The organism is Bradyrhizobium jicamae (assembly GCF_001440395.1).
Classification (GTDB): Bacteria; Pseudomonadota; Alphaproteobacteria; order Rhizobiales; family Xanthobacteraceae; genus Bradyrhizobium; species Bradyrhizobium jicamae.
The window spans coordinates 1-20,429 of sequence record NZ_LLXZ01000001.1 but is presented as its reverse complement, the minus strand read 5'-3'; the positions used below and the strand labels follow the sequence as shown (position 1 = coordinate 20,429).

The 20,429-nt window shown below is 63.7% G+C and carries 19 protein-coding genes; 7 read left to right on the top strand and 12 right to left on the bottom strand.

Going from position 1 to position 20,429, the window contains the following annotated elements; genetic code table 11:
- Nucleotides 1-2: 2 nt before the first annotated feature.
- From CQ12_RS00095 to CQ12_RS00085, 3 genes are all read left to right on the top strand, one after another.
- Entirely contained in the window at nt 3-1,190 is a 1,188-nt protein-coding gene (locus CQ12_RS00095) for a divergent polysaccharide deacetylase family protein (protein ID WP_057833333.1), read from the top strand.
- 95 nt (nt 1,191-1,285) lie between these two features.
- Entirely contained in the window at nt 1,286-1,792 is a 507-nt protein-coding gene (locus CQ12_RS00090) for an RNA pyrophosphohydrolase (protein WP_057833332.1), read from the top strand.
- A 51-nt stretch (nt 1,793-1,843) separates the two neighbouring features.
- Nucleotides 1,844-2,341, top strand: a complete 498-nt coding sequence (locus CQ12_RS00085; RefSeq protein WP_057833331.1) for an RNA pyrophosphohydrolase — start codon at nt 1,844-1,846, stop codon at nt 2,339-2,341.
- A 381-nt stretch (nt 2,342-2,722) separates the two neighbouring features.
- Here the strand turns inward: CQ12_RS00085 and CQ12_RS00080 are convergent, their stop codons facing one another.
- The 6 genes from CQ12_RS00080 to CQ12_RS00055 all read right to left on the bottom strand — a co-directional run bounded on the left by CQ12_RS00080 (nt 2,723) and on the right by CQ12_RS00055 (nt 9,624).
- Complete coding sequence (locus CQ12_RS00080; RefSeq protein ID WP_057833359.1) at nt 2,723-4,363, bottom strand: adenylate/guanylate cyclase domain-containing protein; 1,641 nt, start codon at nt 4,361-4,363, stop codon at nt 2,723-2,725.
- A gap of 205 nt (nt 4,364-4,568) precedes the next feature.
- Nucleotides 4,569-4,976: a F0F1 ATP synthase subunit epsilon gene (locus tag CQ12_RS00075; protein WP_057833330.1), complete on the bottom strand. Its 408-nt coding sequence runs from the start codon at nt 4,974-4,976 to the stop codon at nt 4,569-4,571.
- Nucleotides 4,977-5,063: 87 nt separating this feature from the next.
- Nucleotides 5,064-6,506: a F0F1 ATP synthase subunit beta gene (gene atpD / locus CQ12_RS00070; protein WP_057833329.1), complete on the bottom strand. Its 1,443-nt coding sequence runs from the start codon at nt 6,504-6,506 to the stop codon at nt 5,064-5,066.
- Nucleotides 6,507-6,560: 54 nt separating this feature from the next.
- The gene (locus tag CQ12_RS00065) at nt 6,561-7,439 is read right to left on the bottom strand and encodes a F0F1 ATP synthase subunit gamma (RefSeq protein WP_057833328.1); all 879 of its coding nucleotides are present in this window, start codon (nt 7,437-7,439) and stop codon (nt 6,561-6,563) included.
- 95 nt (nt 7,440-7,534) lie between these two features.
- Nucleotides 7,535-9,064, bottom strand: a complete 1,530-nt coding sequence (atpA, locus tag CQ12_RS00060) for a F0F1 ATP synthase subunit alpha (RefSeq protein ID WP_057833327.1) — start codon at nt 9,062-9,064, stop codon at nt 7,535-7,537.
- Nucleotides 9,064-9,624 (bottom strand): F0F1 ATP synthase subunit delta, encoded by a 561-nt coding sequence (locus CQ12_RS00055; RefSeq protein ID WP_057833326.1) that lies wholly within the window; start codon nt 9,622-9,624, stop codon nt 9,064-9,066. Before CQ12_RS00055 ends, atpA begins: the two co-directional genes overlap by 1 nt.
- 654 nt (nt 9,625-10,278) lie before the next feature.
- On the opposite strand from CQ12_RS00055, the gene CQ12_RS00050 reads away from it, so the two are divergent.
- A complete protein-coding gene (locus CQ12_RS00050) occupies nt 10,279-10,782 on the top strand; it encodes a septal ring lytic transglycosylase RlpA family protein (RefSeq protein WP_057833325.1) in 504 nt (167 codons plus the stop codon).
- Between the two features lie 251 nt (nt 10,783-11,033).
- On the top strand, nt 11,034-11,657 hold the full coding sequence (locus CQ12_RS00045) for an MSMEG_1061 family FMN-dependent PPOX-type flavoprotein (protein WP_057833324.1): 624 nt from the start codon (nt 11,034-11,036) through the stop codon (nt 11,655-11,657).
- A gap of 31 nt (nt 11,658-11,688) precedes the next feature.
- Here the strand turns inward: CQ12_RS00045 and CQ12_RS00040 are convergent, their stop codons facing one another.
- On the bottom strand, nt 11,689-13,899 hold the full coding sequence (locus CQ12_RS00040; RefSeq protein WP_057833323.1) for a primosomal protein N': 2,211 nt from the start codon (nt 13,897-13,899) through the stop codon (nt 11,689-11,691).
- 132 nt (nt 13,900-14,031) lie between these two features.
- On the opposite strand from CQ12_RS00040, the gene CQ12_RS00035 reads away from it, so the two are divergent.
- On the top strand, nt 14,032-15,003 hold the full coding sequence (locus CQ12_RS00035; RefSeq protein WP_057833358.1) for a tyrosine recombinase XerC: 972 nt from the start codon (nt 14,032-14,034) through the stop codon (nt 15,001-15,003).
- Between the two features lie 131 nt (nt 15,004-15,134).
- Here CQ12_RS00035 and CQ12_RS00030 read toward each other — a convergent pair whose 3' ends face one another.
- Complete coding sequence (locus CQ12_RS00030; RefSeq protein WP_057833322.1) at nt 15,135-15,692, bottom strand: hypothetical protein; 558 nt, start codon at nt 15,690-15,692, stop codon at nt 15,135-15,137.
- A 125-nt stretch (nt 15,693-15,817) separates the two neighbouring features.
- On the opposite strand from CQ12_RS00030, the gene CQ12_RS00025 reads away from it, so the two are divergent.
- Nucleotides 15,818-16,408, top strand: coding sequence for a DUF4337 domain-containing protein (locus CQ12_RS00025; protein WP_057833321.1), 591 nt, complete (start codon nt 15,818-15,820; stop codon nt 16,406-16,408).
- Between the two features lie 156 nt (nt 16,409-16,564).
- On the opposite strand, the gene CQ12_RS00020 is transcribed toward CQ12_RS00025, so the two are convergent.
- The 4 genes from CQ12_RS00020 to odhB form a co-directional block, all read right to left on the bottom strand.
- Nucleotides 16,565-17,095 carry a hypothetical protein gene (locus CQ12_RS00020; protein ID WP_057833320.1) on the bottom strand — a complete coding sequence of 177 codons (531 nt, stop codon included), beginning with the start codon at nt 17,093-17,095 and terminating at the stop codon, nt 16,565-16,567.
- 138 nt (nt 17,096-17,233) lie between these two features.
- On the bottom strand, nt 17,234-18,634 hold the full coding sequence (lpdA, locus tag CQ12_RS00015) for a dihydrolipoyl dehydrogenase (RefSeq protein ID WP_057833319.1): 1,401 nt from the start codon (nt 18,632-18,634) through the stop codon (nt 17,234-17,236).
- Nucleotides 18,635-18,670: 36 nt separating this feature from the next.
- A complete protein-coding gene (locus tag CQ12_RS00010) occupies nt 18,671-19,420 on the bottom strand; it encodes an SDR family oxidoreductase (protein WP_057833318.1) in 750 nt (249 codons plus the stop codon).
- An 81-nt stretch (nt 19,421-19,501) separates the two neighbouring features.
- A partial coding sequence (odhB, locus tag CQ12_RS00005) for a 2-oxoglutarate dehydrogenase complex dihydrolipoyllysine-residue succinyltransferase (RefSeq protein WP_057833317.1) occupies nt 19,502-20,429 on the bottom strand: 928 nt, incomplete at its 5' end.

Here is a 20,429-nt window from a genome sequence, read left to right as displayed (position 1 = left end):
CCATGACGGAAACGGCCGACGAACTGAGCACGCCGCTCGGGCAGAAAACGGAGCGCAAGAAGCGCCGGTTTCGGCTACCGTTCACCGCGATGCAGGCGCTGGCGGTGCTGCTCGGCCTGTTCCTGGTCGGCTTCCTGACCGTTGCCCTCTTTGTCGACAACCCGCTGGGCGGGGAGCCGAGCGCCCGCGTTGCCTTGCGCACGCCGGCGACGGACGACAGGCAGCCTGTCGCCGAGAAGGCGGCGAAATCGGCGTCCTCGCAGGCCCCGGCTGGCGACAACAAGACCGTCACCATCATCGACGGCTCCAGCGGCAAGCGCCAGGACATCGTGATCGGCGGCGACGCCGGCGACAAGGCAGGCGCGGAATCCGCGCCGGCAAGCCCGATGGCCGGCATCGATCAGCGGCTTCTGGAAAAGTCGCGTTACGGCATGATCCCGGTGGTGGCCGACGGCCTCAAGCCGTTCACGGTCTATGCAGCCGACGCCGACCGCATCAAGGCCGCCAAGATGCCCGTGATCGCCATCGTCGTCGGCGGCCTCGGCGTCGGCGCCGCCAAGACCACCGACGCCATCATGAAACTGCCGCCGGCCGTGACGCTGGCCTTCACGCCTTACGGGGCAGACCCCGCCAAACTGGCCGAGCGGGCGCGGGCGCAGCGCCACGAGATCCTGCTGCAGGTTCCGATGGAGCCGTTCGACTATCCCGATAACGATCCCGGACCGCAAACCCTGCTGACGACGCTGACGTCAGAGCAGAACATCGACCGGCTTTACTGGCACCTCAGCCGCTTTCAAGGCTATGCCGGGATTGCCAACTTCATGGGCGCACGTTTCACGGCAACCGACACCGTGATGCAGCCGATCATCCGCGAGGCGGCCAAGCGCGGCCTCGGCTATCTCGATGACGGCTCCTCGCCGCGCAGCTCCGCCGGATCGCTCACGGCGGCCCAATCGATGCCGTTTGCCAAGGCCGATTTTACCATCGACGCCGTACCGACCTCGGCCGAGATCGACCGGACGCTGGTCAAGCTGGAGACGCTCGCCAAGGAACGCGGAACGGCGGTGGGCGTCGCCTCGGCCCTGCCGATTTCGATCGATCGCCTTGCCGCCTGGATCAAGACGCTGGACAGCCGCGGCATCATGCTTGTGCCATTGACAACGGCGATGCTGAAATCAAAATCAGGCTAGAGATCAAGCTGATGGCGGCGAACCGGGCTTTCCCCGACTGCGCCGGTTAGACCGATTGTGGGTAACTTGATGCAGGCAAGGAAGAGCTGACGGAAATGGCGCGCTACGAAGACCTGCCTTACCGGACCTGCGTCGGCATGATGCTGATCAACGCGGCCGGGCTGGTCTTCATCGGCCGCCGCGCCGGCGGCATCGAACATGTCGATGAAACCCATGTCTGGCAGATGCCGCAGGGCGGGGTCGATCCCGGCGAGGATACCTGGGAGGCCGCCAAGCGCGAGCTTTACGAAGAAACCAGCGTCCGCTCGGTGGAAAAGCTCGGCGAGGTCCCGGACTGGCTGATCTACGACATTCCCCGCACGGTGGCCGGTCGCGCCTGGAAGGGGCGCTATCGCGGCCAACGGCAGAAATGGTACGCGGTGCGCTTCACCGGCAAGGACGCGGAGATCAATGTCGCCAGCCCCGGCGGCGGCGGACACAAGGCCGAATTCGTGAGCTGGCGCTGGGAGCCGATGAAGAATCTCCCGACCCTGATCGTTCCGTTCAAACGGCCGGTCTATGAACGCGTGGTCAAGGAATTTTCCAGCCTCGCGGGCGGTTAGTCCGTTCGCTTCGACGCCTTTTCGCAACGAGAACCGGGTGCTCCCATCGACATGTCCGACAAGCCCTATCGGCCCAATGTGGGAATTGCGCTGTTCAACAGCTCAGGTCACGTGCTGATCGGCCGCCGCTTCCGCGACGACGGGCCGGAAATCATTCTTCCCGGGCTGGAATGGCAGATGCCGCAGGGCGGCATCGATGCCGACGAGAACCCGCGCGATGCGGTGATGCGCGAGCTCTGGGAGGAGACCGGGGCGGCCAGCGCCGAATACCTCGGCGAGACCGATTGGATGAATTATGAATTTCCGCCCTATGACGGTCCGCCCGACCATCGTTTGGCGAAATTCCGCGGCCAGCGACAGAAATGGTTCGCGGTGCGATTCACCGGCCGCGACGAGGAGATCGACCCGCTGACGCCGCGCAACGGCCAACCGGCCGAATTCGATTCCTGGCGCTGGGAGAGGCTGGAACGCGTCGCCGATCTCGTGGTGCCCTTCCGGCGCGACGTCTACCGGACCGTGACCCGGCTGTTTGCAGGTTTCGCCCACTAGGCGCCATCAGGCGCGATGCGCTACCTCTAACCTATGGCCGGTCTTCCCGGTTCATGGAATAGTGGGGACGGGCGCTCGCGTATTCACTTGACAGGGACCATGGCAGCAGACGAGTTGTTATGGAACAAATCGCAACGCGTGGTGTCTCGCCTCATATGAACGACGTGACTGTGACCAAGCGCCGCCGCAGCTTCGAATGGCGGGTGCATGACCGGAATGGCACGCTGATGTTCAGCGGGCGGGAACGCACCCGTCCGGCCGCCAGGTACCAAGGCTACCGGCACCTGTTCATGCTGCTGGCGATCGGCCGGCGGACGGCAGACATTCGGACTCCCGGGATACTGTCGACGTCGGATGAACTGGGCGCAGGCGCGTCATGGACTAGTTCGGCCCGACCGAAAACGGGCCAATCCCGATAACCTGACAATTGCTGTCACGCTTGACGCAATCGGCGAGCGATTCGTTGATCGCCGCTTGTTCGCTCGCCGCCTTCAGCGCCAGTCCCGGCCGGCCGGCCGCGCCGACCGCGACCGCGTTCCAGCCGCTCTGCGCTTCCGACATCCGCCGCGCGACATCGTCGCGTGCGTCAGCGGATATCATCGTGCTGCCGGTGGCCCTGAAGAAGCCGGTGACCTTCAGCGTGGTCGGAATCGGGACCACGAAATCATCATTGATCGCGACGACCATGCATGGCACGCTGGCGATTCCTCCGCACGACTCCAGCGCGCGCCGCACCGCCTCGTCCGCCGTATCGAGCGCGATGGGAAAGAACAATACGCCGCCGCCGGGTCCGATCGCCAGCGCCTTGTTTCTTCGCGCCGGCGCATAAACCGCTTCGAGGCGGGCCTTGGCAGGGTCCCGGGCGAGCGGGACATTCTTCGCGACGAAGGGCTGCTCCGTCGCGGGATCACGCCGGACCCAGGGCAATGGCGGCAGCGGCGGTTTGCCATGGGCATACACGATCGCATCGCCGGCTGCATACAGTTCGCATTTGCGCGGCGATTGCGCGGCTTCCGCGCGCTTCTGACATTGCTCGACCGCCGCGCTCCTCGCCGCCTCCTCGCTCGGCTGCGCAGTGACGAAGGCACTGAACCCGCCGACATTCAGCGCGAATGCCTTGAAGTCGGCCGCCGGCGCGTAGTCGGTGGCGAGCGAGGCGCGCGCCTTGTCGCTGATGAAGGGAATGCTAGCCGCAGCAAACTTGTCGGCCGACGCGACCACCGATGGCGACGGCGGTTGCGGCAATGGGCGCTCCGGGGCTTTGGCTGCGGGCACCGGAGCGGGCACGGCCGCGATCGCTGACGGCGACGGCGCAGGGCTCGCCATGCTGCTGGGAGATGCGACCTTGGTCGCCGAGGTCTCCAGCTTGGTGAGATAGAGAAAGCCGCCGACACCGATCGCGGCGAGGCCGACCACCGTGACGGCGACCGGCCACATCCAGTTCGGCTGTGCGACGCCTGGCGACTTCGCCGGCTTCTTGACCTGCGGCGTCGTGTAGGTGCCGTCCTCGCGGCGCATCGCCACCATATAGGCATGCACCGGCGTCGGGATGTTCTTCACTTCCTGCGCGCCAATGTCGGCGAACTGCACCGACAGCTTGTTGGCGACCTGCTCATGCACCGCGCGCGAGATGCAGATGCCGCCGACTTCGGCGAGTCCCTCGAGCCGCGCGGCGATGTTGACGCCGTCGCCCAGGAGATCGCCGTCACGCTCGACCACGTCGCCGATGGTGATGCCGATGCGAAAGGCCATCTGCCGGCTGGGCGGATAGGCCATGTTACGGGTGCGCAGGCTCTCCTGGATGTCGATTGCGCAACGCACGGCTTCGACCGCGCTGGGGAATTCAGCGAGCACCGCGTCGCCGGCGGTATTGAATATGCGGCCGCCGCCCCTGGCGATGAAATCATCGGTGACCTGACGGTAGGACGCCAGGCGACGCAGCGTCTCCTCTTCGTCCTCGGCAACCAGTCTGGAGTAACCGGCAATATCGGCCGCAAAAATCGCCGCGATCTTGCGCTTCATGAACAGCAGCCCCCGAACCATGTTCCGGTGCGGCAGAATGCCGCCAGAAGTTCCCCGGTGCAACATTGTCGAGGCCAGCCCGACGCCAGCACCGCATGGGCAATCAATGCTTTCGGGCGAGGTCAAAAACAAAGCGCCCGTCACGACGTGACGAGCGCTGATAGCAACCGGGCCTTCATTCCGCCCCGGAGCGATGCCCCGGGGCTTAGTGCATGGCCGTGGCGTTGAGTTCGATCTGGATGCTCTTGTAGTGGTCGAGCCGCTCGATGGCGTGATCGAGCTCTCCACCTTCCTTCTCGGCCAGCTTCGCTTCCATCTCGGCGATGGTCTCGGCGAACTGCGCGCGATCGACATCCTCGATCGAGGTGGCGACGTCGGCGAGCACGGTGAGGCCGTTCTCCGACATTTCCGCAAGGCCGCCGAGCACGATCACCTTTTCACGGGTGCCGCCGGCGATGATGGTCAGGATGCCCGGGCGAACCGCGGCCACGACCGGTGCATGTCCGGCGAGCACGCCGAAATCGCCTTCCAGCCCTGGAATGTCAACCTGATCGACTTCGCCGGAGAAGGCGAGCTTTTCAGGTGAAACGAGATCGAAGTGGAAGGTAGCCATGGAGAACCTGCGAGTAGCGAGTAGCGAACAGCGAGTGGGAAGAACGGGAGCAGCGCTGTTCGCTACTCCCTGTCCACCATTCGCCCCTTAAGCCGCTTCAGCAGCCAGCTTCTTGCCCTTCTCGACGGCTTCTTCGATGGTGCCGACCATGTAGAACGCCGCTTCCGGCAGGTGGTCGTACTTGCCTTCGCAGAGGCCGCGGAAGCCCTTGATGGTGTCGGCGAGGTCGACGAACTTGCCCGGCGAGCCCGTGAACACTTCGGCGACATGGAACGGCTGCGACAGGAAGCGCTCGATCTTGCGGGCGCGGGCCACGGCGATCTTGTCCTCTTCCGACAGTTCGTCCATGCCGAGAATGGCGATGATGTCCTGCAGCGACTTGTACTTCTGCAACACCTGCTGAACCATGCGCGCGGTCTGATAATGATCCTCGCCGACGACGAGCGGGGAGAGCATGCGCGAGGTGGAGTCGAGCGGGTCAACCGCCGGGTAGATGCCCTTTTCCGAGATCGCGCGGCTCAGCACCGTGGTGGCGTCCAAGTGGGCGAACGAGGTGGCGGGCGCCGGGTCGGTCAAGTCGTCGGCCGGCACGTAGATCGCCTGCACCGAGGTGATCGAGCCCTTCTGCGTGGTGGTGATGCGCTCCTGCAGCGCGCCCATGTCGGTGGCGAGCGTCGGCTGATAACCCACCGCCGAAGGAATACGGCCCAAGAGCGCCGACACTTCGGAGCCGGCCTGCGTGAAGCGGAAGATGTTGTCGACGAAGAACAGCACGTCCTGGCCCTGGTCGCGGAAGTGCTCGGCGACGGTCAGGCCGGTGAGGCCGACGCGGGCGCGGGCGCCGGGCGGCTCGTTCATCTGGCCGAACACCAGCGCGCACTTCGACTTCACGCTCGGATCGGGATTCTTCGGATCGGCGTTCACCTTGGACTCGATGAACTCGTGATAGAGGTCGTTGCCTTCGCGGGTACGCTCGCCGACGCCGGCGAACACCGAGTAACCGCCGTGCGCCTTGGCGACGTTGTTGATCAGCTCCTGAATCAGCACGGTCTTGCCGACGCCCGCGCCGCCGAACAGGCCGATCTTGCCGCCCTTTGCGTAGGGCGCGAGCAGATCGACGACCTTGATGCCGGTGACGAGAATTTCAGCTTCGGTCGACTGGTCGGTATAGGTCGGCGCTTCCTGGTGGATGGCGCGCTTGCCTTCGGACTTGATCGGACCGGCTTCGTCGATCGGCTCGCCGATGACGTTCATGATGCGCCCGAGCGTGCCGTCACCGACCGGAATGGCGATCGGCTCGCCGGTGTCGGTCACTTCCTGACCGCGCACCAGACCTTCGGTCGCGTCCATCGCGATCGTGCGCACGGTGGACTCACCGAGGTGCTGCGCGACTTCCAGCACCAGGCGGTTGCCGCCGTTCTTGGTTTCCAGCGAATTGAGAATGGCCGGCAGATGACCTTCGAACTGCACGTCGACAACGGCGCCCATGACTTGGGTGACGCGACCGATCTGGTTAGCTGCTGTGGCCATGAATTGCTCTCCTTCGAAATTCTGTACTTGAACGACCGTCGGTTGGTTCGTGCGCTAGACCGCCTCGGCGCCGGAGATGATCTCGATCAGCTCCTTGGTGATCTGGGCTTGACGGGTTCGGTTATAGACTAGGGTTTGCTTGCGGATCATTTCGCCGGCGTTGCGGGTGGCGTTATCCATCGCGCTCATCTGCGCGCCGTAGAAAGAAGCGTTGTTTTCCAGCAGTGCGCGGAAGATCTGCACCGCCAGATTGCGCGGCAACAGCCGCGTCAGGATCTCGTCTTCTTCCGGCTCATATTCGTAAGAAGTCGACGGACCGGCATTGGCAGCCGGCTCTTCGACGACGAGCGGAATGACCTGCTGGGCGGTCGGGATCTGCGCGATGACGGACTTGAAGCGCGAATAGAACAGCGTGCAGACGTCGAACTCGCCGGCTTCGAACAGGGCCAGCACCTTCTTGGCGACGTCCTCGGCGTTGACGAAGCCGAGCTGACGAACCCCGCGCAGATCGACGTGGTCGATGATCTGCCTGTCGAAGGTGCGGCGAAGCTGGTCGTAGCCCTTGCGGCCGACGCAGAAAATCTTGACCTCCTTGCCCTGGTTCATCAGGGACAGCGCCCGCTCGCGGGCCAGACGCACGATCGCCGAATTGAAGGCGCCGCACAGGCCGCGTTCGCCGGTGCAGACCAGCAGCAGATGCACCTGGTCCCTGCCGGTGCCGCCCAGCAGTGCCGGCGCGCCGGGCGAACCGGCGGCGGCAGCGGCGATGTTGGAAATCACCGCATCCATCTTTTCGGCGTAGGGCCGGGCCGCTTCGGCAGCGGTCTGCGCACGGCGCAGCTTCGATGCCGCGACCATCTGCATCGCCTTGGTGATCTTCTGCGTCGCCTTGGTCGAGGCGATGCGGACCCGCATGTCTTTAAGTGAAGCCATTCTCAGTTCACCCCGGCGATCTGGCCTCAAGGCCCCGATCGCAAGCCACTCTGTTCGTCGGGCCCGGCTGGAAGCCGGGCCTCAACGGCAAATCTTCAAGAAAACGTCTTGGCGTAACCTTCGACCGCGGCCTTCAGCTTGCCGGCGAGATCATCGGAGAGATCGCGGCTGTCACGAATGCCGTTGAGAATGTCGACGTTCTTGCCGCGCAGCAGCGACAGCAGGCCATCCTCGAATGCACGCACCTTGCTGACCGGAAGCGCGTCGAGATAGCCGTTGGTGCCGGCCCAGATCACGCAGACCTGCTCTTCCATCTTCAGCGGCGAGAACTGCGGCTGCTTAAGGAGTTCGGTCAGGCGCGAACCACGGTTGAGCAGGCGCTGCGTCGAAGCATCGAGGTCGGAGCCGAACTGCGCGAACGCCGCCATTTCGCGGTACTGCGCCAGCTCGCCCTTGATCTTGCCGGCGACCTTCTTCATCGCCTTGGTCTGCGCCGACGAACCCACGCGCGACACCGACAGACCGACGTTCACCGCGGGGCGGATGCCCTGGAAGAACAGGTCGGTTTCCAGGAAGATCTGACCGTCGGTAATCGAAATCACGTTGGTCGGGATGTAGGCCGACACGTCGTTGGCCTGGGTTTCGATGACCGGCAGCGCCGTCAGCGATCCCGAGCCATGGTCCTTGCTGAGCTTCGCCGCGCGCTCGAGCAGGCGGGAATGCAGATAGAACACGTCGCCCGGATATGCTTCGCGGCCCGGCGGGCGGCGCAGCAGGAGCGACATCTGGCGGTAGGCGACGGCCTGCTTCGACAGATCGTCATAGATGATGACGGCGTGCATGCCGTTGTCACGGAAGAATTCGCCCATAGTGCAGGCGGTGAACGGCGCAATGTACTGCATCGGCGCCGGATCGGAGGCGGTGGCGGCGACGACGATCGAATATTCCAGCGCGCCCTGCTCTTCCAGCACCTTCACGAACTGGGCAACGGTCGAACGCTTCTGGCCGATCGCGACGTAGACGCAATACAGCTTGATGTTCTCGTCGGGCTGCGCGTTGAGCGGCTTCTGGTTCAGGATGGTGTCGAGCGCGATCGCGGTCTTGCCAGTCTGACGGTCGCCGATGATCAGCTCGCGCTGGCCGCGGCCGACCGGGATCAGCGCATCGATCGCCTTGAGGCCGGTCGCCATCGGCTCGCTCACCGACTTGCGCGGAATGATGCCGGGCGCCTTGACGTCGACGCGCATGCGCTTGTCGGCCTGGATCGGGCCCTTGCCGTCGATCGGGTTACCCAGCGCGTCGACGACGCGGCCGAGCAGACCCTTGCCGACCGGCGTGTCCACGATGGCGCGGGTGCGCTTGACGGTCTGGCCTTCCTTGATTTCACGGTCGGCGCCGAAGATGACGATACCGACGTTGTCGGTTTCGAGGTTCAGCGCCATGCCGCGGGTGCCGTTCTCGAACTCGACCATTTCGCCGGCCTGGACGTTGTCCAGACCGTAGACGCGAGCGATACCGTCGCCGACGGACAGCACCTGTCCGACTTCGGTGACCTCAGCCTCCTGGCCGAAATTCTTGATCTGGTCCTTGAGGATCGCGGAAATTTCCGCGGCGCGGATGTCCATCAGCCTGCCTCTTTCATCGCGTGCTTGATCGAATTGAGTTTGGTGCGAAGCGAACTATCCACCATGCGGCTGCCGAGCTTGACCACAAGGCCGCCGATGATGGAGGGATCGACTTTCACGTTGAGCGCGACGTCCTTGCCCGTCACTGATTTCAGTGCGGTCTTCAGCGCGTCGAGATTCTTTTCATTGAGCTGTTCGGCGACGGTGACGTCGGCGGTCGCCTCGCCCTTGAACTTCGCCACCAGCGCGCGGAAGGCGCGGATCACATCGGCCACGGCGAACAGCCGGCGGTTGGCGGTCAACACTTTAAGGAATTTGGCGGAGGTGCCGGTGATGCCGGCCTTGTCGAGCAGCGCATTGAGCGCCTTGGCCTGCGCCTCTGCCGAGAAGACCGGGCTGCGGACGAGGCGCTTGAGATCGGCGCTTTCGTTCAGCATGGCTTCGAATTTATCGAGATCGGCCTTTACTGCGTCGATGGATTTCTCGTCGCGCGCCAACTCGAACAAGGCCGTAGCATAACGGCCGGACACCCCGGAAACGGACGGATCTTCTGCAGCCACAGACTCGCTCTTTTCAGCTGTCAAATTCGCAAGGGAAAAACCGTCGCCACGGTAGCGGCGCCTAGCGATCCAAGCCCTTGGAATTCAAGCGGGACTTCGATTTTCGACCGGCACGGAAGTGCCGGGATCGGTAAAATCGCGGCTTTGCTATCATAGCAAGCGCGCAGGTGCAACATGACCGCGCGCTCGGGCGATGCCTTGTCGCATGGCGATTTTCAGAACCGGTTGAAGGTTGTTTTGAGACAGCTCAGCGCTCCGGAATTTGGCCGGGCGCCGAACGAGCGGCTGGCACGCGTCAGCAAGCGACGCATTGGTTCCAATCGTATTTGCATGGCGGCCATGAGCAGGCGCCCTCGGAACGAACCAGGCCAATCTCCTCCATTTGGCCATTACTTGCCTAAATCTTTCCACGCCTAAGGATGACTGTATTCGCGAGTAGTAGACAGTATTCAATGGGTTAAAATTCGGTTAAAGCCCAAGATTACGGAATATCGCGTGATTAGTTGCACACGGTAACAAGATATGTCAGCCGCCGATAATAAGGAACTACTGCCCAATTCATGCCTTATTGCGTGACCAAACGGCAACCGCTGAAACTGGGACGGGGGTTCCATTTGTCACGCATGTGGCAATACTCTCTGAGGGATTGGTTTAATGTTGCACACCAATACGATCGTGCCGGGAACTCTAACCCGGTCGCGTACAGCGTTCGCGTTGATCGCCGCAACTCTCCTGGTCGGCGGCAGCGTCACCGAAGCTTCCGCCAAGTCGAGGCATCACCGTCATCACCACCACCATTCCCACCAAGCCAAGACCCAGCCGGCCGGCGACAACTGGATGAACGCCAACGCCTCGATCGGCTCCCAGAGCACGGGGCGCGGCTTCTCGGGAAAGGCTTCCTTCTACGGCAATGAATCCGGCAGCAAGACTGCCTCCGGACAGCGCTTCAACCAGAACGCCATGACCGCAGCCCACCGCTCGCTGCCGTTCGGCACCAAGCTCCGGGTGACCCACCGCGGCCAAAGCGTGATCGTCACGATCAACGACCGCGGCCCCTTCATCAAGGGACGCGTGCTCGACCTCTCCAAGGGCGCTGCCCGTGCCATCGGCCTGACCGGCGCCGGCGTCGGCCACGTCACCGCCGAGGTTATTTCCTAAAGGCGCGCTAATCGCGCCGTTTTCCGGTCCATCAGATCGAGTAGCGTTGCGTTGCGAAAATGGTCGCGGGACTTCCCGCGGCAACAAAGGCCTGCCGTCGCAAATGACGGCAGGCCTTTTTGTTAAAGGCATTCTTGTTGCCGTGCCGCTCTGGCCACCACGGTGCCAGGAGGACCGTGCTAGGTTCTGCGGGAACACAGGCGGGCGGCGTTCCGCGGCTTCAGACCCACCTCACTGACGAGATCGCAATCATGAGCCAGGTCAAAACCGTGGAGCAACTGAGAGGCATCCTCCCCGAGCCCCGCGAGACCACCAGGGCCAAGATACTCCCCTTCCTCGACGAACAGGCGATCGATTTCCTCCGGACGTGCCCGTTTGGGCTGATGGCCACGGCCGGTCGCGACGGGCCGATTGAGGTGTCTCCAAAGGGAGACGAACCCGGGTTCGCCCACGTCGAAAACGACAGAACGGTGCTGCTTCCCGAACGGGCCGGCAACAACCTCGCGTTCGGCCTGCAGAACATCATCGAGACCGGCCGGATCGGCATGATCTTCCTGCGGCCCCGAACCGGCGAGACATTGCGGCTCTCGGGCCGGGCAGAGATGTTTGACGATGCCGAATTGTTGGCCGCGCTTGGGAAGTCAGGCCGCCCGGCGCTGCTTGCCATCCGGATCCACATCGAGCGGAGCTACTTCCACTGCGCGCGTTCGGTGATCCGATCGCACCTCTGGGAACCGGAGCACTGGCCGGAAGCCAAGCGCATCTCGTTCGGAAAGATTTTTGCGGCCCGGACCGGTGGTGACGAGGATCAGGCGGCGAAGATCGACGCCTTCGTCGAGCAGGGATACACGACCAATCTGTGGTCCAATGGTTGACGCGCGCCTTCCCAATTGAAGGGCTCGGCGCTCATAAAAAGCTCTGCGGATCGACGTCGACTTCGAGTTTGAGATTGCCCTTGGTCTTCGGCCCGGCGGCGAGCCATTCGCGCAAATATTCCGACAGATCGACGTTGCGCAGCGACTTCACCAGAATGCGGAACCGGTAGCGGCCCTTGATCACCGCAAGCGGCGCCTCCGCGGGGCCGAGCACCTGGATGCGCTCGTCGATCGGCGCGACGGCGGTAAGTCTGCGGGCAAAACTTTCCGCAGTCGGCCGATCGCCCGCGGAAATGATCAGGCTGGCGAGCCGGCCGAACGGCGGGTAGCCGGTGCGCTCACGCGAGTCGATCTCGCTGGCGTAGAAGGCTTCGCGGTCGCTCGCGACCAAGGCCTTCATCACGGGATGTTCGGGCTGGTGGGTCTGCAGAAAGCCGATGCCGCGGCCCTGCTCGCGCCCGGCGCGGCCGATCACCTGGTTGAGCAATTGGAACGTACGCTCGGCGGCGCGAGGATCGCCATTGCCGAGGCCGAGGTCGGCGTCGACGACGCCGACCAGATTGAGCCGCGGGAAATTATGTCCCTTCGCCACCAGTTGCGTGCCGATGATAATGTCGACGCGTCCCTCGGCGATTTCGTTCAGCTCGCTGCGCATGGTCTCGATCGAGGTGATGAGATCGCTCGACAGCACCATGGTGCGCGCTTCCGGAAACAGCGACGCCGCCTCTTCCTGCAGCCGCTCGACACCCGGACCGATCGCGGCCAGCGATTCCTCCGCCTGGCAATGCGGGCAGATGTTCGGGCGCGGCATCGAGAAGCCGCAATGGTGGCAGACGAGGCGCTGGCGAAACCTGTGGTCCACCAACCAGGCGTCGCAGATGGTGCAGGCGAAGCGATGGCCGCAGGCCCGGCATAGCGTCAGCGGCGCATAGCCGCGGCGGTTGAGGAACAGCAGCGCCTGCTCGCGCTTCTCGATCGCGAACCTGATCTGCTCGGCCAGCGGCGGCGAGATGAAGCGGCCGCGCGGCGGCGGCGCGCGGCGCAGGTCGATCGCCTCGATATGCGGCATGTGCTGGCCGCCGAAACGCGACGGCAGCGCGACGCGCTGATAGCGCCCCTTGCGCGCATTGACTTCGCTCTCGACCGACGGCGTGGCCGACGCCAGCACGATCGGAATCTTTGCAATGTGAGCCCGCACCACCGCCATGTCGCGGGCGTGATAATGCGCGCCCTCATCCTGCTTGTAGGCCTGGTCGTGCTCTTCATCGACGATGATCAGGCCCAAATCCGCGTAAGGCAAAAACAGCGCCGAGCGCGCGCCGACCACGACCGGCGCCTCGCCGGCCGATATCGCGGCCCAATTGCGTTGCCTTGTGCGCGGCGTCAGTTCGGAGTGCCACTCGATCGGGCGCACGCCAAAACGCTGCGCAAAGCGGTCGAGGAATTGTCCTGTCAGCGCGATCTCCGGCATCAGGATCAGCGTCTGCTTGGCCCGCCGGACGACTTCCGCAATCGCCTCGAAATAGACTTCCGTCTTGCCCGAGCCGGTGACGCCGTCGAGCAGCGCGACATGGAACGTACCGTTGGCGGCGAGCGCACGCATCGCGTCCACCGCCGCGCGTTGCTGGGGAGAAAATTCCGGCTGGGCAAAGGCTGGATCGGGCGCCGGCGGCGCCGGCGGTGGCGGCATCGCCTCAATCGCAAGCGTGCCCTCGTCGACCAGACCGTCGACCACACCGGAGCTGACGCCGGCTTCCCGCGCCGCATCCGATTTGCCGTGCAGCAGGCCATCCGACAGCACTTCGATCAGCCGGCGTCGTGCCGGTGTCAGCCGCCGCGGCGGCTCGCCGACCAGCCGCACGCCGAGGCGCATCCGCTCGGGGCCGAGATTTTCGCCCATCCGCAACGCCATGCGCAGCACCATGCCGCGCGCTGACAGCGTGTAGTTGGCGACCCAGTCGACCAGGCTGCGCAGCTCTTCCTTGAGCGGCGGCACGTCGAGCTTTTCACCGACGTCCTTCAGGCGATTATGCAGCCGCGGATCGGGATTGGCGTTCTCCGCCCACACCACTGCCACCACCTCGCGCGGGCCGAGCGGAACGCAGACGACATCGCCCGGCTTCAACTCCATGCCGCGCGGCACGCGGTACGAATAGTTTTGATTGAGCGCGACCGGCACCAGCACGTCGACCACGCGGGTCGACGAGGCCGAGGAACTGGTTTGGCGGGTGGCGTGGTCCATCAGGGGAATCAGGCTCAGGGTATCCAGAGCGAGGCTAGCGCTGCTCCGGCCGGTTAGCGAACGGTAAACCAAAGAGGTGCCATATAATGCGTTGGAGCGCGGCCTCCAAGGCGAACTCCAAAGGCAGGGATGATGGCCAGGGAAGTTCCGACACCGCAAGCGCTTGAGCTCGATTGCGCCGACGAGGCGTTCGCGCGGGAAGTCGGGCGCTGGCTGACGCATTTGCGCGCCGAACGGCGGCTGTCACCGAAGACACGCGAAGCCTACGCCCGCGACCTCCGCCAGTGCCTCACCTTTCTCGCCGAGCATTGGGGAAGCCTTGTCACACTGAAACGGTTCGCCGCGCTGGAAGCCACCGACGTCAGGGCGTTCATGGCGATGCGCCGCGCCGACGATATCGGCGGGCGCTCGCTGATGCGGGCGCTGGCGGGCTTGCGCTCATTCGGGCGCTTTCTGGAGCGGGAAGGCAAAGGCAGGGTCGGCGCCCTCTCCGCCATCCGCGCGCCGAAAATTGCAAAGAGCCTGCCCAAGCCGATCCAGATGCACGCCGCCAAGCGCTTTGCGGATGCCAACGAGCGCGCCGGCGAGGAACGCGAACCCTGGATCCTGGCGCGTGACGCCGCGGTCATGGCGCTGCTCTACGGATCGGGCCTGCGCATCTCCGAGGCGCTCGGACTGAAGCGCCGCGATGTGCCCAAACCCGGCGAAGGCGACGTCATCATCGTCACCGGCAAGGGCAACAAGACCCGAATGGTGCCGGTGCTGCAGAACGTGCTTACCCTGATCGCCGATTACGTTGCGATGTGCCCGCATTCATTGCCTCCGGCCGGGCCGATCTTCGTCGGCGCGCGCGGCGGGCCGCTATCCCCCCGGATCATCCAGCTCACCATGGAGCGGCTGCGCGGCGCGCTGGGGCTGCCCGACAGCGCCACGCCGCATGCGCTGCGGCATTCCTTCGCGACCCATCTGCTCAGCCGCGGCGGCGATTTGCGCGCGATCCAGGAACTGCTCGGCCACGCCTCGCTCTCGACCACCCAAATCTATACCGGGATCGACAGCGAACGGCTGCTGCAAGTGTACAAGAGCGCCCACCCGCGCGGGTGACGCGGTCAGACACAAAATCGCGAAAACAACCCCATGCAAAGTAGAATGGGCCCCGGCTTGTAGTGGCCCGCCGCTTGTGTCCGGGGCTCGAGACGGTCGGTCGTCACGGCCCAGCCTGATCCCATCCTGCTCTAATTAGCGAGATACTCAATCGCATACACGTAGTTCGATCCGCGACCAACCTCCGCGCGGACGACCGGCAGGAGTTTCAGTCGCTCATAGACCGGTGTCGTCACCTTGACTGTGCGACCGGCTATGTCGGCGACGTATTCGCTGTTGTGCCTTCCTCGCGTTCGCACGTTCTGAACGCGGCCTTCGAGAACGATCGGTGACTGGAAGAAGTCCTGAATCAGGATCGTGCCCATCAGGGCCGCAAGGGCGGCACCGCCGAGCATCGCTGCACAGGCCTTCCATATCGATTTCGAAACCGGCCGAAAGAAGCGCCACTCTTGCAATCCGAGCCAGATCAGCCCGAGCCCAACAATGAACAAGAACAGATAAAAGTCGACGACACCGACCAGCGAGCTAGGGCCATAAACCACCCACAGTAGGACGCAAAGCGCAATGAAGAGCCCGATGATGGCGCCGATCCACCGCAACAGCACAGGGTCGCGGACGGTTTTCAGCAGCACGGCGAAAAGAATGACGAGCGGCCAAAAACAGACTGCAAGGAAATCGGCGGTTGTCATATTGAAAGCTTAAAAGGACCGACAAAATAATCCCTTAAAGCAACAGTTCAAATGGCTGCTTGACGCTTGCTTTGAACTGCCCGTTCGGCAATCGTGAATTTTGATCTCACTGGAGAGGGGAAAATATGGGCGCACATGAAAGCATGGAGCATGCGGAGCATGCCGAGCACGCGTCGGGCTCGAACAAGAAGATCGCGTTGCTGATCGCGGTGATCGCCCTGTTTCTGGCGCTGTCGGAAACGCTGGGCAAGGGTGCGCAGACCGAAGCCATCAGCAGGAATGTCGAGGCTTCGAATCTCTGGGCATTCTTCCAGGCCAAGAGCATCCGTCGCACCGTGGTGCAGGCCACCGCCGAGCACGCGAAGCTTAGCATGGGCACCGTCGGCGACGATGCGGCAAAGGCGGCGCTGCAGAAGCAGATCGACGACTGGAACAAGACCGCGCAGCGCTATCGCTCGGAGCCGGAAACCGGCGAGGGTTCGGAGGAGCTGGCAAAACGCGCCAAGCACGCCGAGCACCAGCGCGACGAGGCGACCGCGAAGTATCATCACTATGAAATCGCTTCCGCCGCCTTCCAGATCGGCATCGTGCTGGCGTCCGCCACCATCATCACCGGCATGCTGGTTCTGGCCTGGGTGTCAGGCGCCCTGGCGATCGTGGGCATCGCCATCACCGCGCTCGGCCTCTACGCGCCGCATCTCTTGCATCTGCATTGAGATCCTTCGTTCGTCATCGGTGCGCAACTGCGAACGCCGTGATCCGTAGGGTGGGCAAAGCGCAGCGTGCCCACCATCTCACAGCGATTTCGGTGATGGATGGTGGGCACGTCGCTTTGCTCCTTTGCCCACCCTACGACACCTGTGGTGACGCCACTACCGCGCCTGATGCACGCTCTTGCGGAAGCGTGCGATGGTCCGCAGCATGCGCGATGACCAGCCGGTGCCGTCGCCACGCAGGATGTCGCGGATGCGCTGCTTGATCGGCTGGACCAGCTCCGCCGCCTTGGCGCGCATCGCCATGATGAATTCATAGGCCTTCTTGAACCACGCCATCTGCAGGAGCTTGGCGCGCGTCACGTCGAAGATGAACGCGGTGACGCCGAGGCCTAAGAATTTGCCGAGCACCATGACGATGATGGCGCTGACCCAGTATTCGTTGGCCAACAGCCAGAGGCCTACCAGCTTCAGCGGAAACAGCGGGATGACAGGCACGGCGAAGACGATCAGCGTCATCGCCGGCGACAGCGCATCGACACGATCGGACAGCCATTGCTTGAAGGCGCGGAGCGGGATCAGCGCAACGATGCGCTCGACGATCGGCTCGAGATGATCCCACAGCCAGGCTTCGATCAGGAAGATGATCGCGAGCAGGACCCAGAACGGCTGTAACAGGCGGCGCATCATCGATCGTAATCCCTAGAGCGGAATGACGTCCATTGATTGGTCGCTCCGCTCTATCTCCTCGTTCAAAAGCATGGCCTTTTCGAGAACCGGATATCCGCTTCTTCAGCCATGCTCTACCCGGTATGTCCCGGATCTAGATCACATATGGATCGCGCGTTTTCCGACCGCAAGCGCGGCTTCCTTGACGGCCTCCGAACGGGTCGGATGAGCGTGGCATGTGCGCGCCAGATCTTCGGCGGAGCCACCAAACTCCATCAGAACGCAGGCTTCGTGGATCATTTCGCCGGCTTCACGACCGATGATGTGCACGCCGAGTACGCGATCGGTCTTCGCATCTGCGAGAATCTTCACGAAACCGTCAGTGGTCTGGTTGACCTTGGAACGGCCGTTGGCGGTGAACGGAAACTTGCCCGAGGTGTAGGCGACGCCCGCCTGCTTCAGCTCTTCCTCGGTCTTGCCGACCGACGACACTTCCGGCGTGGTATACACGACGCCTGGGATGACATCGTAGTTCACGTGGCCGGCCTGGCCGGCGATGATCTCGGCACAGGCGACGCCTTCATCCTCGGCCTTGTGCGCGAGCATCGGCCCCGCCACCACGTCGCCGATCGCATAGACGCCCTTCACGCTGGTTGCGAAATGCGAATCGATCTGCACGCGCCCACGGTTGTCGAGCGCGATGCCGGCTTCCTTGAGGCCCAGCCCTTCGGTGTAGGGCACGCGGCCGATGCATACCAGCACCACATCGGTTTCCAGCGTTTCCACCGCTCCGCCCGCCGCCGGTTCGACACTGACCTTCAACATCTTGCCCGATGTATCGACGCCGGTGACCTTGGAGCCGAGATTGAACGCAAAGCCCTGCTTTTCGAGCATGCGCTGGAATTGCTTCGCCACTTCGCCGTCCATGCCGGGCAGGATGCGGTCGAGGAATTCGACGACCATGATCTCCGCCCCCAGCCGGCGCCACACCGAGCCGAGTTCGAGGCCGATCACGCCGGCACCGATGATCAGCATTTTTTCCGGCACTTTTGCCAACGAAAGCGCGCCGGTCGATGACACCACGCGCTTCTCGTCGATCTCGATGCCTTTCAGCCGCGCGATATCGGAGCCGGTGGCAATGACGATGTTTTTGGTCTCGACCGTCTGGGTCTTGCCGTCACCACTGACTTCGACCTTGCCGGCACCGAGGATTTTGCCGGCGCCCTTCAGCACGTCGATCTTGTTCTTCTTCATCAGGAACTCGACGCCCTTGACGTTGCCGTCGATGCCCTGCTGCTTGAAATTCATCATCGCCGGCAGATCGAGCTTCGGCGTGGAAACGCTGACGCCCATCTTGGCAAAGGAATGCGCCGCCTCCTCGAACATTTCGGACGCATGCAGCAGCGCCTTCGACGGCATGCAGCCGACGTTCAGGCAGGTGCCGCCCAGCGTCGCGTTCTTCTCGACCACCGCCACCTTCATGCCGAGTTGCGCCGCGCGCACCGCGCAGACATATCCGCCCGGGCCGGTGCCGATGACGACGAGATCGTAGGTAGCCATGATGAAGTCCTGTAGCTTTCAGAAAGGTGTCAGGGATTACCGCCCACCCGAGACGTCGAGGATGGCGCTGGTGACGTAGGATGCCTCGTCCGAGATCAGCCAGACGATGGCGTTGGCGATTTCTTCCGCGCTGCCGACGCGCTTCATCGGCACCAGATGCGCGAGCCGATGGGCGCGATCGGGCTCGCCGCCCGCGGCGTGGATTTCGGTGTCGATCAGTCCGGGACGGATGCCTGCGACGCGGATGCCTTCACCGGCAACTTCATAGCCAAGTCCGACCGTGAAAGAATCGATCGCGCCCTTGGACGCGGCGTAGTCGACATAGGTGTTCGGCGCGCCGAGTCTCGCTGCGACCGAGGAAAGATTGACGATGACGCCGCCCTTGCCGCCATGCTTGGTCGACATGCGCTTCACCGCCTCACGCGCGCAGAGGATGGAGCCAGTGACGTTAACCGCCATCACGTGCTGGATGCGCTCGGCCGACATCTCGTCGACGCGCACGCCGCTCTTGCCGACAATACCGCCATTATTGACGAGCGCTCCCAACGAGCCGAACTTGTCCGCCGCCTTGAACAGCTCCAGGATATCGCTTTCCTCGGCGACATCGCATTTCACCGCGATCGCCTTGCCGTTCTTGCCCTCGATCAGCGCGACGACCTCATCAGCCGCCGCCTTGTTGCTGGCGTAGCCGACCACGATGCGATAGCCGCGCGCGGCGGCCGCGAGCGCGGTAGCGCGGCCGATGCCGCGGCTGCCGCCGGTGATTACAACGACTTTATCGGTCACATCAGCCTCCGCACATGAGCGCGCATCGATCCACGGCTCGCGACGCCCGGTTTTGACACCGATGCCGACAAGCTTGACGTCTCAGAGATCCAGCACCAGGCGGGCCGGATCCTCCAGGCTTTCCTTGACGCGGACCAGGAAGGTCACGGCTTCCTTGCCGTCGATCACGCGGTGATCGTAGGACAGCGCCAGGTACATCATCGGGCGGACCTCGATCTTGCCGCCGACCACCATCGGCCGCTCCTGGATCTTGTGCATGCCGAGGATGCCGGATTGCGGCGCGTTCAGGATCGGCGTCGACATCAGCGAGCCGTAGATGCCGCCATTGGTGATGGTGAAGGTACCGCCCTGCATTTCGTCGATCTTGAGCTGACCATCGCGGGCGCGGCGGCCGAAATCGGCGATCGACTTTTCGATGTCGGAGATCGATTTGTGGTCGCAGTCGCGCACCACGGGCACGACCAGGCCCTTGTCGGTGCCGACGGCGACGCCGATGTGATAGTAGTTCTTGTAGATCAGGTCGGAGCCGTCGATCTCGGCGTTGACGGCCGGAATGTCCTTGAGCGCCTGCACCACCGCCTTGGTGAAGAAGCCCATGAAGCCGAGCTTGGAGCCGTGCTTCTTCTCGAACACGTCCTTGTATTGCGTGCGCATCGCCATGATGTGGCTCATGTCGACCTCGTTGAAGGTCGTCAGCATCGCGGCCGTGTTCTGCACATCCTTCAGCCGCCGCGCGATGGTCTGGCGCAGCCGCGTCATCTTCACGCGCTCTTCGCGCGCGGCGTCATCGGCCGGCGACGGCGCGCGGACCTGCACCGAAGCGGCCGGCTGATTCACCGGCGTCGGCGCGGAAGCCGCCTTCTCGATCGCGGCCAGCATGTCGCCCTTGGTGACGCGGCCGTCCTTGCCGGAGCCGGGCACGGTCGCGGCATCGATGCCGCTCTCGGCGGAGAGCTTGCGAACCGACGGCGCCAGCGGCGCATCCGCTGCGACAGCCTTCGGAGCCGCG